The sequence below is a fragment of the Curtobacterium sp. MCBD17_023 genome (assembly GCF_003224415.1).
Lineage (GTDB): Bacteria > Actinomycetota > Actinomycetes > Actinomycetales > Microbacteriaceae > Curtobacterium.
On sequence record NZ_QKLJ01000004.1, the window covers coordinates 154,509 to 170,191 of the forward strand.

The following is a 15,683-nucleotide window of genomic DNA, read 5'->3' on the forward strand; positions in this document are numbered from 1 at the left end:
CGCGCGCGGATCCAGCCGATCAGGCCGTCAGTCCGATCAGGCCGTGAGGCCGAGCGCGTCCATCCGCCGGGTGTGCGCCGCGATCAGTTCGGTCCAGACCGGCTCGAGCCGCTCCTGGTCCTCGCGGGCGTGCGAGGCGAGCGCCGACCGCGCCACGAGGAGCGTGTCCCCGACCAGGCGGCGCCCCCACATCGCGAGACGGGACGCCACGACCGGGTCCTCGTCGATGCGTGCCGTGAGCTCCTCGACCACGGCCGGTTCCTCCCGGGCGTCGAACACGGTGCGCAGGCGCTGCCGGACGTCGATCGGGAGCGACCGGAGCAGGTTCGCGAACAGGTCGTTGAGGATGCCGGCGGTCACGTACCCGGTGAGCATCGACTCGTACCAGTCGGCACCGTTCGTCCGCTCGAGGAACCGGTCGATCGCCTCGCGGTGCGGCGCCATCAGGTCGGCCGGCTCCTGCCCGCCCCGCTCGATCTCCGCGACGATGGCACGGTGCCGCTCGAGTGCGGTGGTCGCGAGCACGCCCGTGACCAGCCGGCCGGAGAGCGTCGGGGCACCGGCTCCGGCGCGGCCCATCGTCTCGTACAGCGACAGCTGGAGGTAGGCGGCCTGGCCGAGGTACACGTCGAGCTCGGGGCTGACGTCGTCGAGCCGGAGACGCTCGACGGCACCGCCGCGCGGGTTCCGCGACGCGAGCCAGGCCGCGGCGAGCTGCGCAGCGCGCTTCCGGTTCCACCACGACACCACACGACCAGCATACGGGTCGGCTCGTCCTCGTCCGGCACGTCGGTAGACTGGCCGGGACTCCTCCCCACGAACAGGGTGAACTTCTTGACTTTCTCAGAACTCCAGATCGAGCAGGACATCGTCGATGCGCTCGCGAGCAAGGGCATCATCGAGCCCTTCCCGATCCAGCAGCAGACGATCCCGCTCGCCCTGACCGGCCAGGACATCATCGGTCAGGCCAAGACCGGCACCGGCAAGACCTTCGGGTTCGGCCTGCCACTGATCCAGCGCATCGGCGCCGACCCCGGGCCGGGGGTGAAGGCGCTCGTCGTCGTCCCCACCCGCGAACTCGCCGTGCAGGTGAGCGAGGACCTCGAGTCCGCGATGGTCAACCGCCCCACGAAGCTCGTGTCGATCTACGGCGGCAAGGCGTACGAGGGCCAGGTCGAGCAGCTCAAGGCCGGCGCCCAGATCGTCGTCGGCACGCCCGGTCGACTCATCGACCTGCACCGGCAGCGTCTCCTCGACCTGTCGCACGTGCAGGAGATCGTCCTCGACGAGGCCGACCGCATGCTCGACCTCGGCTTCCTGTCCGACATCGAGCGGATCTTCCAGGCGGTCCCGGCCGTCCGGCACACGATGCTCTTCTCGGCCACGATGCCCGCCCCGATCGTCGCCCTCGCACGCCGCTTCATGTCGCGTCCGGTGCACATCCGCGCGACGGACCCCGACGAGGGTCTGATGCAGGCGAACATCAAGCACGTCATCTACCGCGCGCACTCCCTGGACAAGGACGAGGTCATCGCCCGCATCCTCCAGGCCGAGGGCCGCGGCAAGACCGTCATCTTCACGCGGACCAAGCGCGCCGCCGCCCGCATCGTCGAGGAGCTGAAGGACCGCGGGTTCAACGCCGCCGCCGTCCACGGTGACCTCAACCAGGAGCAGCGCGAGCGCGCGATGGCCGCCTTCAAGGCCGGCAAGCGCGACGTCCTCATCGCCACCGACGTCGCCGCCCGTGGCATCGACGTCGACGACGTCACGCACGTGATCAACCACACGATCCCGGACGACCCGGACACGTACCTGCACCGCGCCGGTCGCACCGGCCGTGCCGGCAAGACGGGCATCGCGGTCACGTTCGTCGACTGGGACGACCTGCACAAGTGGACGCTCATCGACAAGGCGCTCGAGTTCGGCATCCCCGAGCCCGTCGAGACGTACTCGTCGTCGCCGCACCTCTTCACCGACCTCGACATCCCGGCCGGCACGAAGGGTCGCCTGCCCGGCACCTCGCCGCGCGCAGCGACCGCCGGAAGCGAGAAGCCGGCGTCCGGAGGTCGCTCCGGTTCCGCCTCCGGCAGCGCCGGCGGTTCGCGGTCACGCAGCCGCACCCGGTCGTCGGGCTCCGAAGAGTCCGGCTCGCGCCGCGCCTCGGCAGACCGACCGGAGCGCTCCGCTCCAGTAGCGGAAGCCACTGCCCCGACCGGTGCGTCCGCCCCCGCCTCCCCCGCGGGTGACGAGACCGCCGACGGCGCCCAGAAGCGCCGTCGCCGCCGCCGACGTCGTGGCGGCACCGGCTCGTCCGAGGCGACCGCCTCGGCACCGCAGGGTTCCTCGGACGGCGAGTAGCGCCTCCAGGCCGAAGGCCTCGTCACGAGCGTGACGGGGCCTTCGTCGCGTTGCCGCTCGACCGACCAGCGATACTTCACATTCTTGGTATCGTACCCAGGTGCCTGCTCGTCGCCCTCCCCTCGCCGTCATCGCCGTCGCCATCGGTGCGATCGCGCTCGCCCTCAACGCCGCCGCGATCGGCCGACCCAGCCTCTGGTACGACGAGTCCGCGACCCGGATCGCCGTACTGTCGACGGCGACCGACTTCTCCCGCATGCTCCGCGAAGTCGATCTCGTGCACGCCGCCTACTACGGGCTCCTGCGCGGATGGTCTGATCTCGCCGGCACCTCGCTGGTCGCGCTCCGGCTCCCGTCGGCCCTCGCCGTCGGGCTGAGCGCCGGCCTCCTCGTGGTGCTCGGCGCCCGCCTGCAGTCCCGCAGCGCGGGCGTCGTCGCGGGAGCCGTCTTCGCCGTACTGCCGGTGACCGTGGAGATGGGCGGTGATGCTCGGTCCCGCGCGGTCGCGTGTGCCGTCGTCGTCGCCACGGTGCTGTCCTTCGTCCTCGCCCTCTCCACCGCGGGGAGGCGACGCGTCCTCGCATGGTCCGCGTTCACCGCGCTCGGTGCCCTGGCGGTCGTCGTCAACGTCCACGACGCCCTCGTCCTGGCCGCCCTCGCGATCACGCTCGTCGCGCGGCTCCGGCGCGGCACGTCGGACGCCGCCGATCTCCGGATGTGGGCTTGCGCGTCCATCGCGACCGGCGTCGTGGCGCTTCCGTTCGCCTGGGTCACGTCAGGGCAGGTCGGACAGGTCGCCTGGATCGAGCCGGTGAGCCTGCCGCAGGCCGCGCAACTCATCGCGATCGCTCAGTGGTTCCCCGATGCACCCGTTGCAGCACTGGTCGGGTGGTCCTGCGTGGTGTTCGCGCTCATCCCACGCGGGAACGACGACCGGGCGTACACGGCCATCGCGCTGCTGGTCCCGTGGCTGGTCGTGCCGACGGCTGTCCTGCTGCTCACGGACGTCGCCGGTCTGCCGATGTACTCGCCGCGGTACCCGTCGATGTCCGCTCCGGCGCTCGCGATGCTGATCGCACACGGCGTCGTCCGCGCCACCCCGCCCTGGCGGGCCGTCACGGCCGTGCTGCTCACCGTGAGCTGCGCCCTGTCGTGGTGTCAGCAGCGCTTCGATCCCGCGCGACCGGACTGGCGGTCGGCGGCGCGCACCATCGAACACGCGCGGGACGAGTGGCCTGGACCGGCCGGTGTCGTCTACAGCGAGACGCTGCGGCGCCCGGAACACATCGCCGACGACAGTCCAGGGGCGGTGTCGGGCGTCCGTGACCTCACGATCGGCCCTCGCGAGTCCGATGGAACCGGTTGGTTCCTGCACGAACGTCGACCCGTCACCTCGGTCGGCGACTCGACCGCCGGTCTGCGGACGGTCTTCTACGTGGGGACGCCCGGCGACGAGCTCGACGAACTGGCCCGGACGCTGTCCGAGCAGGGGTTCGCCGAGGTCGACGAGCACCGGTTCCGCGCGGAGCGGCACGACCACGACCACGACCACGGGACGGTCGTGACGTTCGCCCGGTGAGGCGTCGTCAGGACAGGCGGGAACCGGGCCCGACGACGGGCGCACTGCCGGTCGCCTGGTCGACGATCGCGTCGAAGGAGCGTCGGGCCGTGCGGTGCTCGCCGAGGCGGTTCGGCTTGCCCTCGCCGTGGTAGTCGCTCGAACCCGTGACGAACAGGCCGTACCGACCGGTCCAGTCCAGGAGCGTCCGCTTGCCGTCCGCGCTGTTCTCGCGGTGGTCGACCTCGAGTCCGCCGAGGCCCGCGTCGACGAGCTCGCGGAGCATCGGCTCGTCGATCACGATCCCCCGCGATGACGCAGCCGGGTGCGCGATGACGGGCACACCGCCGGCGGCACGGATGAGCTCGACGCCACGGAGCGGGGTCGGGGCGTCGTGCGGCTGGTAGTAGCCGGAGGAGGGGTGCAGGATGCCGCGGAACGCTGCGCTGCGATCGGGCTCCAGGCCGAGTCGGACCAGGGCGTCGGCGATGTGCGGACGTCCGATCGTCGCCCCCTCGCTCGACTCCGCCAGGACGTCGTCCCAGGTGACCGGGTGGTCACGGCCGATGGCGTCGACCATGCTGCGGGCACGGGTGAGGCGGCCGTCACGGATCGCGGTGGTCTCGGCCGCGAGTCCGGGATCCGCCGGGTCCACCAGGTAGCCGAGCACGTGCACGCTCCGCCATCCGATGCGCGTACTGAGCTCGAGCCCGGGCACCAGGGTCATCGGCAGCTGCCGGACCGCCTCGGCGGCCTCGTGCCACCCGGCCGTGGTGTCGTGGTCGGTCAGGGCGACACCGTCGAGTCCGCTCGCCGCCGCCGCGCGGACGAGGTCGGCCGGGCGCTCGGTGCCGTCGGAGACGCTCGAGTGAGCGTGCAGGTCGATGAACGGATCAGGCACGCGGCAATGCTACCGACACGTCGACGGCCGGTCGGACGCCGTTCACAGCCCCTCCCCGCGCGACGTTCCTCGCGCTGCGCTCGCGTCACCGCACGGCTGCGACCCCGTACCGGTCCCTGCGGTTCCGGACTGCGGTGCCGGACCCCGCTCCGTGCAGCGGTGCGATGATGGGGACATGGCCGACACCACTCCCCGCGCGACGAGCAACCGCTCCACCACCCCCGGCTCGTCCGTCTTCAAGGACCACATCGCTGCGAACTGGGCCGAGCGTGAGCGTCCGCTGCCGGCCCCGCGCGAGCAGTCCGCCTTCGCCGCCGCGCGTCGCGCCCGGCTCTCCGGACTGCACCCCGGTCGGACGATCGTGGTGCCCGCCGGCCAGGCGAAGGTCCGCTCGAACGACTGCGACTACCCGTTCCGCCCACACTCGACGTTCGCCCACCTGACCGGCTGGGGCACCGACACCGTCGTCGGCTCCGTGCTCGTCCTGACGCCGAACGGCGACGGCCACGACGCCACCCTGTACTTCCGCGCCACGGCCGGCCGTGACTCCGAGGAGTTCTACGCGAACCCGGAGATCGGCGAGTTCTGGGTCGGACCGCGCCCCTCCCTGGCCGAGGTCGCCGCAGACCTCGGTGTCGCCACGGCGGACCTCGGTGCGCTGGACGCCGCACTCGCCGGGCTCGACGCCTCCGTGCTCGTGGTCCGCGACGCCGACCCCGGGTTCACCCGCGCACTCGACGAGCGCCTCGGCACCACGGTCGGAGGCGCGCCGGAGCAGGACGGTGCGGCCGCGACGGACGACGTCCTGTCCCGCGACCTGTCCGAACTCCGCCTCGTGAAGGACGCCTACGAGGTACACGAGCTGCGCAAGGCCGTCGACGCGACCCGCCACGGCTTCGACGACGTCATCGCGGACTTCGACGCCGTGCTCGCACACCCCCGCGGCGAGCGCATCGTCGAGGGCACGTTCAACCGTCGCGCCCGTGCCGACGGCAACACGGTCGGCTACGACACCATCGCCGCCGCGGGCCACCACGCCTGCATCCTGCACTGGACCCGGAACGACGGTGCCGTGCAGCCCGGCGACCTGATCCTCATCGACGCCGGGGTCGAGGTCGACTCGTTCTACACGGCGGACATCACCCGTACCCTGCCGGTCAGCGGCACGTTCTCACCCGTGCAGCGCATGGTGTACGAGGCCGTGCTCGAGGCCGCCGACGCCGCGTTCGCGATCGTGGAGCCGGGCATCACGTTCCGGCAGGTGCACGCGACCGCGATGGAGGTCATCGCGCGCAAGACCGCCGAGTGGGGCTTCCTGCCGGTCTCCGCCGAGGAGTCCCTGCAGCCGGACAACCAGTTCCACCGCCGCTACATGGTGCACGGCACGAGCCACCACCTCGGCCTCGACGTGCACGACTGCGCGAAGGCCCGCCGGGAGATGTACCTGGATGGCATCGTCCAGCCCGGCATGGTGTTCACGATCGAGCCCGGCCTGTACTTCCAGCAGGACGACCTGACCGTCCCGGAGGAGTTCCGTGGGATCGGTGTCCGGATCGAGGACGACATCCTGGTGACCGAGGACGGCGCCGAGAACCTGTCGGTGCACATCCCCCGGACCCCCTCGGAAGTGGAGGGGTGGATCGCGAGGTCCGCGCGCTAGCCTGGCCTCGTGAGCGCTGAAGCCCCCTCGGGCACCTTCCTGATCGACGTCGAGCACTTCGACTCGCCCGACGCCCAGCGGCTGCGAGCGGCCCAGCGCATCGAGATCGACAGCACGTACGGGGCGGACACCGAGCCGGGCCCCAAGCCGACGGCCGACTCGATCGCGGTGTTCTTCGTGGCGCGCGACGAGGCGGGCACCCCGGTCGGGTGCGGCGGGCTGCGACTGGTCGACGACGGCATCGCGGAGGTCAAGCGCATGTACGTCCGGACCGAGTCCCGCGGCTCCGGCGTCGCCGCGTTGATCCTGCGTCGGCTGGAGGAAGCGGCGCTCGACCTCGGGTCACCGGCGCTCGTCCTCGAGACCGGTACGGAGCAGAAGGGCGCCATCCGGTTCTACGAGCGCGAGGGCTTCCGACGGATCGCGAACTTCGGGCCGTACGTCGGCGCAGCCCGGTCGGTCTGCTTCTCGAAGATCCTCTGAGCCCACACGCTCCGCCGACACGGCGAGCGAGGCCGCACCAGTCCGCCGAGCCCGACCCGCCAGCCGGGTCGGACCAGCCCGCCAGGCCACACCAGTCCGCCAGGTCGAACCAGCCCGCGAGCCACGCCGAGCGGGCGCGATCGCTCATGCGCGACACCGGACACGACGACGGGCTCCCGGTCGGTGCAGCACCGGCCAGGAGCCCGTCGTCGTCCGCTCACTCCCGACGGTGGCACCGTCCGGAGCGGGACCGCTCACGCGCGGCTGTCGTCGTCCTCGCGCCGGTTCGTGTCGTCCGCGGCGCCGTCCGTGTCCGACGGCGCCGGGGCCTGCTCGCCGTACCGCGGGCCGTCGTTCGTGCCGTAGCTGCGGGTCGCCGCTGACGGACGCTGCGTCTGGTCAGCGGTCGCGTCGGCGTCCGGCGTGCGGGCAGCGCCCTCGTTCGTGCCGTACCGCGGTGCGGTGGAGCGCTGGCCGGCCCCGGGGGCAGGGTCACCGGTCGGTGCCGTCCGGGCACCGCCGTCGTTCGTGCCGTACCGCGGCCCGTCGTTCGTGCCGTACCGCGGCCCGGCCTGCGCCTGTCCGCGGGTGTCGTCCGGCCGCGATGACCCGTCCCCGCCCTGCTGCTGAGCCGAGTCGCCGGGCCGAGCCGGGCCGCCCGACTGCGCCGGTTCGCCGGACTGCGCCGGTCCGCCGGACTGCGCCGGGCCTCCCGGCTGGTGCGGGGTGGCGTGCCCACCGTAGGGCGAGCCCTGCGGCACACCGCCCGGGCGCCACTGCTGCTGGCTCGGCTGGCCGTACTGGCCCGGCTGGCCGGCGCCCGGCTGACCGTACTGCGGCGGCTGGCCCGCGCCCGCGCCCGCGCCCGGCTGACCGTACGGTCCCGGCTGACCGTACTGTCCCGGCTGACCTGCGCCCGGCTGACCTGCGCCCGGCTGGCCCGCGCCGTACTGCCCCGGCTGACCGTACTGCCCCTGCTGCGGCGGCACCCCACCGGGCTCCGGACGCCACTGCTGCTGTCCCGGGCGCTGCCCGAGCTGGTCCTGCCCCTTCTGCCCGGGTCCCGGCTGTCCGCCGTACCCGCCGGCGTTCGGCTGGTCCCACGACGTGTGCTGGATCGCACCGCCCTGGCCGAGGATCCGCTGCGCCTGACCGGACAGCTGCGGGTCGACGACGATCTGGTACGTGGTGGCGAGCACCTGGTGGATGCTCGTGAAGTCCCGCTGTCGCTTGGTGATCGCGAACGAGACGATGCCGTAGAGCATGCCGAACCCGGCACCGATGACGGCGGCGGGGAGGAAGAGCCCGCCGGCCTGCGGCGAGAAGAGCGTCAGCACGATGCCGAAGAAGAACCCGAGCCAGAGCCCGGACAGGGCGCCCGCGAGTGCTGCTCGTCCGTAGGTCATCTTGCCGGTCACGCGCTCGACGGTCTTGAGGTCGTTGCCGACGATGGACAGCTTCGCGACCGGGAAGTCCGACTCCGCGAGCTTCGCGACCACGCGCTGTGCTTCGGGGTAGCTGTCGTAGGTGCCGAGGACGTCACCGCGCGGCAGGGTGGGGAACGCCTGTGCCGTGCGGCCGCCGAAGGGGCTCTGAGTACTCACCCAGTCATCATCCACCGGAGTCCTTGCGATCACACGAGAACCACCAGGGAAGGGGCGGCGAGCACGCCCGGGCGAGCGACTACGCTGGACTGGTGAGCGCCTCGAAGGTCTTCGTCGCCCGCCTCGCCGGGTGCTCCGTCTTCGACCCCGCGGGCGACCGTGTCGGCAGGGTGCGTGACGTCCTCGTCGTGTACCGCCGCGTCGACGCCCCACAGGTCGTCGGGTTGATCGTCGAGGTCCCCGGCAAGCGCCGCATCTTCGTCAGCATCGGCCGGATCACCTCGATCGGCGCCGGGCAGGTCATCACGACCGGGCTCGTCAACATGCGCCGCTTCGAGCAGCGCGGTGGTGAGGTCCGGGTGATCGCGGAGATCCTCGGCCGCAAGGTCCTCATCAAGAAGGAGCAGATCCGGGCGACGATCGAGGACGTGGCGATCGAGGACCACGGGCAGGGCGACTGGTCGATCGCGCAGCTCTTCCTCCGCAAGCCGAAGACCACGCCGTCCCCGTTCGGCAAGGGCCCGACGACGTTCGCGACCTGGAACGAGGTCACCGAGGACGAGCTCCCCGGTGAGTCCCAGTCCGCCGAGCACGTCATCGCCGCCTACTCCGACCTGGTGCCCGCCGACCTGGCGTCGACCCTGCTCGACCTGCCGTCCGAGCGCCGCTTCGAGGTGGCCGAGGAACTGCCGGACAACCGCCTCGCGGACGTGCTCGAGGAGATGCCGGACCAGGAGCGGATCGAGATCCTGTCCGCGCTCCGGGACGCCCGTGCCGCCGACGTCCTCGACCAGATGCAGCCGGACGACGCGGCGGACCTCCTCGCCCAGCTGCCCGACGAGCGCAGCGAAGCCCTCCTCGAGCTCATGGAGCCGGAGGAGGCGCAGGACGTCCGCATGCTGCTCGAGTACGAGCCGGACACCGCCGGTGGTCTCATGACGACCGAGCCGGTGATCCTGTCCGCGGACTCGACCGTGGCCGAGGGCCTGGCCCTGGTCCGTCGGCACGAGCTCGCCCCGGTGCTCGGCGCCGCGGTGTGCGTCACGCTCCCGCCGTACGAGCCGCCGACCGGACGGTTCCTCGGGCTCGTGCACTTCCAGCGCATGCTCCGGTACCCGCCGAACGAACGCCTCGGCACCCTCATCGACCAGCAGACCGAGCCGGTGAAGGTCGACGCGAGCGCGGCCGAGGTCACCCGGGTGATGGCGACCTACAACCTCCTGTCCGTCCCCGTGGTCGACGACGCCCACCGACTCGTCGGGGTGGTGACCATCGACGACGTCCTCGACCACGTCCTCCCGGACGACTGGCGGAGTCAGGACGCGGCCGACGCCAACCCCGGCGCCGCGTCGCGACCACGGACCCGCACCCGCCGCACGGCGATCCCCTCGGGAAGGAGGACGAATCGTGGCACGCCCAGATGAGAACCGCCGGGAGCGGCCCGAGGAACGCCTCGACTCCCCGAAGGGCATGCGCACGCGCGTCCTGCCCACCCGCCGACGCGGACGCGGCGACGCGTTCGGTCGCGCCACGGAGGGCATCGCCCGTGCGATGGGCACGCCCTGGTTCCTGATCGGGCTGACCCTGTTCTGCGTGCTCTGGATGGGGTGGAACACGTTGTCGCCGAAGTCGTGGCAGTTCGACTCGGCGGCGATCGGCTTCACCGCGCTGACCCTGGTGCTGTCGTTGCAGGCCTCGTACGCGGCGCCGCTCATCCTGCTCGCGCAGAACCGGCAGGACGACCGGGACCGCGTGCAGTTCGAGCAGGACCGGCAGCGGGCGGAGCGCAACCTCGCGGACACCGAGTACCTCGCCCGCGAGGTCGTCGCCCTCCGCCTGGCGATGCGGGACATGGCGTCGAAGGACTTCATCCGTGCCGAGCTCCGCTCCCTGCTCGAGGAACTGGACCGCCGCGACGGCGACCCCGAGGACCTCGACGACCTGGACGACCGCGGCCACGAGCGTTCGGTGACGCGTGGCTGACGGCGCCACCGCGCAGGACCAGCTCGGCGCCGCGGTCCTCGCTGCGCTCGGCCGTGTCCTCGACCCCGAGATCCGCCGGCCCGTCACCGAGCTCGACATGATCCGGGGCGTCGACGTCCAGCCGGGAGGCTCGGTGCGCGTCGACCTGCAACTCACGATCGTCGGGTGCCCGGCCGCCGACACCATCGAGCGGGACGTCCGCGCCGCCGCCGGTTCCGTGGCGGGGGTCGCGGTGGTCGACGTCGACGTGTCCGTGATGGACCCCGCCGTGCGTCGCGCCCTCACGGAGCGGCTACGCGAGGGTCGTCCCCAGGGCGTCCAGTTCACCCCGGACTCGTTGACCCGCGTCATCGCGGTGACGAGCGGCAAGGGCGGCGTCGGCAAGTCCACCGTGACGGCGAACCTGGCGGCGGCGCTCGCGCGTCGGGGGCAGCGGGTCGGCATCGTCGACGTCGACGTGCACGGGTTCAGCATCCCGGGGCTCATGGGGCTCACTGACGAGCACGGCGTCGCCCCGCGGCCGACCCGCGTCGACAGCATGATCCTGCCGCCGGTCGCCCACGAGGTGAAGGTCGTCTCGATCGGGATGTTCGTCGACGACGTCTCCACCGCGGTCTCCTGGCGCGGCCCGATGCTGCACCGGACGGTGAACCAGTTCCTGTCCGACGTGTGGTTCGGCGACCTCGACGTGCTCCTGCTCGACATGCCGCCCGGCACCGGCGACGTGGCGATCTCCGTCGGCCAGCTGCTCCCCCACGCCGAGGTGCTCGTCGTGACCACCCCGCAGGCGGCCGCGGCGGACGTCGCCGAGCGGAGCGGGATCGTCGCGCGGCAGACCGGGCAGAAGGTCATCGGCGTCGTCGAGAACATGGCGGGGCTCGTGCAGCCCGACGGCAGCGTGCTGCACCTGTTCGGCGAGGGCGGCGGCGACGAGACCGCCCGACGACTCTCCCGCGGTCAGGACGCCCCCGTGCCGGTGCTCGGCCGGGTCCCGCTCTCGGTGCCGCTGCGCGCCGGCGGCGATGCGGGCCTCCCGGTCGTCCTCGGTGACCCGTCGGACCCCGCGGCGGTCGCGCTCGACGCGGTGGCCGACCGGCTCACCGCGATGGGTCGGGGACTCGCCGGCCGGAAGCTCGGCCTGTCGCTGTCCTGAGCGACGACGGACGAGGTCCGGGTCAGGTCGCTTCGACGTCGAACGGCGCGGGCTCGCCCGCAGCCAGTGGCACGACCGGCGCCGGTGCCCGCACCTTCGCGGCGGTGACGGTCGCCGCCGTCGCTGTCTCGGCACCGGACGAGGGCGAGTCGAGCAGGGCGTCCCGGATGATCCGGCGCGGGTCGTACTGACGCGGGTCGAGCTTCTGCCAGTCCACGTCGTCGAAGTCGGGGCCCATCTCCTCGCGCATCCGCTCCTTGGCGCTGTCCGCGAACCGGCGGACGGCCTTCACGAACTCGGCGAGCTTCTGGGCGTACACGGGCAGCCGCTGCGGCCCGAGCAACAGCACGGCGATGATCCCGATGATCAGGATCTTGTCGAGCTGGATGTTCACGGGAGCGAGCCTAACGCGTGGACCCGGCGAGTCACCCGTAGAGTTGACCGACGAGGAGTGTGCGTGTCAGAGAAAGACTCGAACTGGAAGTTCGCGGAGGACATCGTCTCCGAACCCGATGGTGTCGCCCGTGCGCGTGAGCACTCCCTCGAGCTCGGGGTCGAACCGGTCTCCCCGGCGATCGGTGCGCAGATGAGCGTCATCGCCGCGGCGTCCCGGGCGACGAGCATCATCGAGATCGGGACGGGTCTCGGCGTGTCCGGGCTGTACCTGCTCGCGGGCGCGCCCGATGCCACGCTGACGACGATCGACGTCGAGATCGACCACCAGCAGTACGCCCGGGACGCGTTCATCGCCGCCGGCACCGCGCCGGGTCGGGTCCGCCTCATCCCGGGTCGTGCCGCTCAGGTGCTGCCGCGCATGAACGACGCCAGCTACGACGTCGTGCTCATCGACGCGGACCCGGAGCACGTCATCGAGTACGTCGAGCACGGCCTGCGCCTGGCGAAGACCGGCGGTACCGTGCTCGTCCCGCACGCACTGTGGCGCGGCAAGGTCGCCGACCCGGTCAAGCGCGACCGGGCGACGACGGACTTCCGCCTGCTGCTCACCGAGGTCTCCACCTCCGGCGCCGTCCGCAGCGCCCTCTCCCCCGCGGGCGACGGGCTGCTGCAGATGACGAAGCTCACGGCCTGACGCGGTCGGCACCGCTCGGTCTGATCCGGTCCGTCGGGTCGGTCCGTCGGCCGGGAGGCCAGCTCACTCCAGGTGCCGCAGGGACCGTCCCGGGTCCTGCAGGGTCGCGGTAGCGCGTCTCGGGCCGGGCACCGGGGCGGTGCCGGAGGCCGGACAGCCGGCGGGCCTGGACGCACGGAAGGCCCGGGACGTACGCGTCCCGGGCCTTCCGTGGTGGTGCGTCGACGTACTAGGCCGAGACGACCTCTGCCAGTGCGTCGTGGAGTTCCTTGGCCTCGGCGTCGTTGACCGAGACCACCAGGCGGCCTCCACCCTCGAGCGGAACCCGCACGATGATGAGTCGACCCTCCTTGACAGCCTCCATCGGCCCGTCGCCGGTCCTCGGCTTCATCGCTGCCATCAGATGTCCCCTTTCGTGCAGTACGAACAGGGGCCATTATCCCGTAGACAGGCGCGACTGCGAAACCGCCCCGGTCGGGGGTGCTCCGAGCGGACGGGTCAGGGCATCACGGTGGGGTCCAGTCGTACCCGTCGACCCACCAGCAGAAGTACAGCCAGGTCCACTGCAGCACGACCGCGAGGACCACGAGCGCGACCCGGTAGACCCGCGACCGTGGCAGTGCGACGACGCCGAGCAGGGGTGCGATCGGGAGCAGGATCCGCCACGTGCTCGACTGTGGGAAGAACACCGCGAGCAGGTACACGAGGTACGCGACGCCCCAGAGCCGCAGCTCGAGGCCGATGCGCCGGGCGGCGGGCTGGAAGACGACGGCGGCGAACCCGAGGAGCACCGCGACCAACAGGATCGCCCCCGCCGGCTGGTGGAACCACCACCCGAAGCCCTGCACCCACGGGGTGAACGGGACGAGCTCGCCCCAACCGATGTACGACGACCGCCAGGCGAGCTCGGTGTCGGTGTAGGCCCTCGGGACACCGGTGACCGCCCAGGCGACCGCGGGCCAGGCGAGCCCGACGAGTCCGGAGACCACCGCGACCGTGGCCGGTGCGACCGCGGTGCGGAGGGTCAGTCGCTCCGGCATCCGCAGCCACGCCGGCCGGAGGACCCCGACGAGCACGAACAGGACCATGAGGAGCGCGAAGGCGAGCCCGGTCGGCCGGGTCATCCCGAGCAGCAGGACGACGGGCAGCATCGCCCAGAACCGCCGTTGCACCAGGAGCAGCAGGGCGACGAGCAGCAGCAGGACCCCCATCGCCTCGGCGTAGGCGACCTGGAACACGACGGAGACCGGCGCGACGCAGAACAGCACGGTGGCGAAGGTCGCGCGGGTCGGGTCGAGGAACCGGCCCATCAGCCGGCGGAACACCAGCGCGGCGCCCCAGCCGGAGAGCAGGGAGACCCACACGGCGACGAACTCGAAGGACGCTCCGGTCAGGGCCATCAGCGCCCGGACCGTGAACGGGTACGCGGGCATGAACGCCCACGCGTTCTCTGTCACGTGTCCCGCGGCGTCGACGGGCAGGGTCGACGGGTACCCGCTCGCGGCGATCACCCGGTACCAGGCGCCGTCCCAGATCGAGGCGAACGACAGGTACGTCGGGTTCTGCACGGTGAACGAGTTCGCCGCCTGGATCCGGGCGAAGCCGGACATCATCACCGTCGTCAGGACCCGCGAGAGGGTGTAGACGACCGTGATGCGCAGCCACCACGGGACGAGCCGCCACCGGACGACGACCCACGTCAGTGCCGCCCTCGACGCCCGCGGACGGGGCACGGCCGTGGAGGCGGTGGTCACGCCGTCAGCCACCGCCGCAGTCCGTCCTCGACGGCCGTGATCTGGGCGACGGGGACCTGCTCGTCGTCGTGGTGTGCGAAGACGGGCTCACCGGGGCCGTAGTTGACCGCGGGGACGCCGAGCGCGGAGAAGCGGGCGACGTCCGTCCAGCCGTACTTGGGGCGCGGGGCCGGTCCGCCGACGGCCGCGACGAACTGCTGGGCGAGCGGCGCGTCGAGACCCGGGCGGGCTCCAGCGGCGAGGTCGACGATCGTCACGTCGTACCCGTCGAAGAGCTCGCGGATGTGCGCGACGGCCTCGTCTGCGGAGCGGGACGGCGCGAAGCGGTAGTTGACGTGGACCATCGCCTCGTCCGGGATGACGTTGCCGGCGATCCCGCCCGAGATGCCCACGGCGTTGAGGCCCTCGCGGTACTCGAGCCCGTCGACCGTCACGGTCCGGGGCTCGTACGCCGCGAGGGTCGCGAGGATCGGGGCGGTCTTGTGGATGGCGTTGTCGCCGATCCAGCTCCGGGCGCTGTGCGAGCGCTTCCCGGCGGTGCGGATCTCGGCCCGGAGGTTGCCGTTGCAGCCGCCCTCGATCTGCGCTCCCGAGGGTTCGCCCAGGATCGCGAAGTCGCCGGCCAGGAGCTCGGGTCGGGTACGGGCCAGACGACCGAGGCCGTTCAGCGCGTCGCTGACCTCCTCGTGGTCGTAGAAGACCCAGGTGACGTCGACGTTCGGCGCGACGAGGTCCACCGCGAGCTTGAGCTGCACCGCGCAACCGGCCTTCATGTCGACCGTCCCGCGACCCCAGAGGATCTCGGTGCCGTCCTCGGTGGTGCGGAACTCGGTCGGCAGGTTGTCGTTGAGCGGCACGGTGTCGATGTGCCCCGCGATGACGACCCGGCGCTCCCGACCGAGGTCCGTCCGCGCCACGATCGCGTCCCCGTCGCGCACCACGTCGAGGTGCGCGAGCGGGGCGAGGGCGGCCTCGATCGCGTCGGCGAGCGCACCCTCGTTCCCGGACACCGATTCGATGTCGCAGATGGCGCGGGTGATGTCGATGGACGAGGCACTGAGGTCGAGCGGCTGCGGCATGCGGTCACCTTATCCGCCGGCCCTGTCGTCCCGCTGCCGCGGTCGCAGCCCGGCCGGGAG

General features: G+C 72.1%; 15 protein-coding genes. 8 read left to right on the forward strand and 7 right to left on the reverse strand.

What is annotated here, in order from left to right:
- Positions 1 to 36: 36 nt before the first annotated feature.
- Positions 37 to 750, reverse strand: a complete 714-nt coding sequence (locus DEI84_RS07675; RefSeq protein ID WP_258367425.1) for a ferritin-like domain-containing protein — start codon at positions 748 to 750, stop codon at positions 37 to 39.
- Between the two features lie 84 nt (positions 751 to 834).
- Between DEI84_RS07675 and DEI84_RS07680 the strand changes: the two genes are divergently transcribed.
- Together DEI84_RS07680 and DEI84_RS07685 are read left to right on the forward strand one after the other, a co-directional pair.
- Entirely contained in the window at positions 835 to 2,358 is a 1,524-nt protein-coding gene (locus DEI84_RS07680) for a DEAD/DEAH box helicase (RefSeq protein ID WP_110890478.1), read from the forward strand.
- Positions 2,359 to 2,458: 100 nt separating this feature from the next.
- Positions 2,459 to 3,937 (forward strand): glycosyltransferase family 39 protein, encoded by a 1,479-nt coding sequence (locus DEI84_RS07685; RefSeq protein WP_110890299.1) that lies wholly within the window; start codon positions 2,459 to 2,461, stop codon positions 3,935 to 3,937.
- A 7-nt stretch (positions 3,938 to 3,944) separates the two neighbouring features.
- Here the strand turns inward: DEI84_RS07685 and DEI84_RS07690 are convergent, their stop codons facing one another.
- Positions 3,945 to 4,817, reverse strand: coding sequence for a PHP domain-containing protein (locus DEI84_RS07690; protein WP_110823693.1), 873 nt, complete (start codon positions 4,815 to 4,817; stop codon positions 3,945 to 3,947).
- Positions 4,818 to 4,992: 175 nt separating this feature from the next.
- Between DEI84_RS07690 and DEI84_RS07695 the strand changes: the two genes are divergently transcribed.
- On the forward strand, positions 4,993 to 6,477 hold the full coding sequence (locus DEI84_RS07695; protein WP_110823692.1) for an aminopeptidase P family protein: 1,485 nt from the start codon (positions 4,993 to 4,995) through the stop codon (positions 6,475 to 6,477).
- A gap of 9 nt (positions 6,478 to 6,486) precedes the next feature.
- Positions 6,487 to 6,960, forward strand: coding sequence for a GNAT family N-acetyltransferase (locus tag DEI84_RS07700; protein ID WP_220032820.1), 474 nt, complete (start codon positions 6,487 to 6,489; stop codon positions 6,958 to 6,960).
- 254 nt (positions 6,961 to 7,214) lie between these two features.
- Here the strand turns inward: DEI84_RS07700 and DEI84_RS07705 are convergent, their stop codons facing one another.
- Entirely contained in the window at positions 7,215 to 8,564 is a 1,350-nt protein-coding gene (locus DEI84_RS07705; RefSeq protein WP_110890300.1) for a general stress protein, read from the reverse strand.
- 92 nt (positions 8,565 to 8,656) lie between these two features.
- On the opposite strand from DEI84_RS07705, the gene DEI84_RS07710 reads away from it, so the two are divergent.
- The 3 genes from DEI84_RS07710 to DEI84_RS07720 are packed head-to-tail and all read left to right on the forward strand — an operon-like array spanning position 8,657 to position 11,700.
- The gene (locus DEI84_RS07710) at positions 8,657 to 9,988 is read left to right on the forward strand and encodes a magnesium transporter MgtE N-terminal domain-containing protein (protein WP_110890301.1); all 1,332 of its coding nucleotides are present in this window, start codon (positions 8,657 to 8,659) and stop codon (positions 9,986 to 9,988) included.
- Positions 9,989 to 10,034: 46 nt separating this feature from the next.
- Entirely contained in the window at positions 10,035 to 10,547 is a 513-nt protein-coding gene (locus tag DEI84_RS07715) for a DUF1003 domain-containing protein (RefSeq protein WP_110823991.1), read from the forward strand.
- Complete coding sequence (locus DEI84_RS07720) at positions 10,540 to 11,700, forward strand: Mrp/NBP35 family ATP-binding protein (protein WP_110890302.1); 1,161 nt, start codon at positions 10,540 to 10,542, stop codon at positions 11,698 to 11,700. Before DEI84_RS07715 ends, DEI84_RS07720 begins: the two co-directional genes overlap by 8 nt.
- Before the next feature lie 22 nt (positions 11,701 to 11,722).
- Here the strand turns inward: DEI84_RS07720 and DEI84_RS07725 are convergent, their stop codons facing one another.
- Positions 11,723 to 12,094 carry a twin-arginine translocase TatA/TatE family subunit gene (locus DEI84_RS07725; protein WP_110890303.1) on the reverse strand — a complete coding sequence of 124 codons (372 nt, stop codon included), beginning with the start codon at positions 12,092 to 12,094 and terminating at the stop codon, positions 11,723 to 11,725.
- Positions 12,095 to 12,157: 63 nt separating this feature from the next.
- Here DEI84_RS07725 and DEI84_RS07730 point away from each other — a divergent pair, with 63 nt between their 5' ends.
- Positions 12,158 to 12,790 carry an O-methyltransferase gene (locus tag DEI84_RS07730; RefSeq protein ID WP_110823687.1) on the forward strand — a complete coding sequence of 211 codons (633 nt, stop codon included), beginning with the start codon at positions 12,158 to 12,160 and terminating at the stop codon, positions 12,788 to 12,790.
- Between the two features lie 229 nt (positions 12,791 to 13,019).
- Here the strand turns inward: DEI84_RS07730 and DEI84_RS07735 are convergent, their stop codons facing one another.
- The 3 genes from DEI84_RS07735 to dapE all read right to left on the reverse strand — a co-directional run bounded on the left by DEI84_RS07735 (position 13,020) and on the right by dapE (position 15,623).
- Positions 13,020 to 13,190: a DUF3117 domain-containing protein gene (locus tag DEI84_RS07735; protein ID WP_017887054.1), complete on the reverse strand. Its 171-nt coding sequence runs from the start codon at positions 13,188 to 13,190 to the stop codon at positions 13,020 to 13,022.
- A gap of 106 nt (positions 13,191 to 13,296) precedes the next feature.
- Complete coding sequence (locus DEI84_RS07740; RefSeq protein WP_258369013.1) at positions 13,297 to 14,544, reverse strand: hypothetical protein; 1,248 nt, start codon at positions 14,542 to 14,544, stop codon at positions 13,297 to 13,299.
- Entirely contained in the window at positions 14,541 to 15,623 is a 1,083-nt protein-coding gene (gene dapE / locus DEI84_RS07745; RefSeq protein WP_110890304.1) for a succinyl-diaminopimelate desuccinylase, read from the reverse strand. The genes DEI84_RS07740 and dapE overlap by 4 nt, the downstream gene beginning before the upstream one ends.
- Positions 15,624 to 15,683 lie beyond the last annotated feature (60 nt).

Bases quoted from the DNA above. Each gene is read 5' to 3' on its own strand.
- dapE (WP_110890304.1), bottom strand. From the start codon at position 15,623: ATGCCGCAGCCGCTCGACCTCAGTGCCTCGTCCATCGACATCACCCGC.
- DEI84_RS07695 (WP_110823692.1), top strand. From the start codon at position 4,993: ATGGCCGACACCACTCCCCGCGCGACGAGCAACCGCTCCACCACCCCC.
- DEI84_RS07735 (WP_017887054.1), bottom strand. From the start codon at position 13,190: ATGGCAGCGATGAAGCCGAGGACCGGCGACGGGCCGATGGAGGCTGTC.
- DEI84_RS07715 (WP_110823991.1), top strand. From the start codon at position 10,035: ATGCGCACGCGCGTCCTGCCCACCCGCCGACGCGGACGCGGCGACGCG.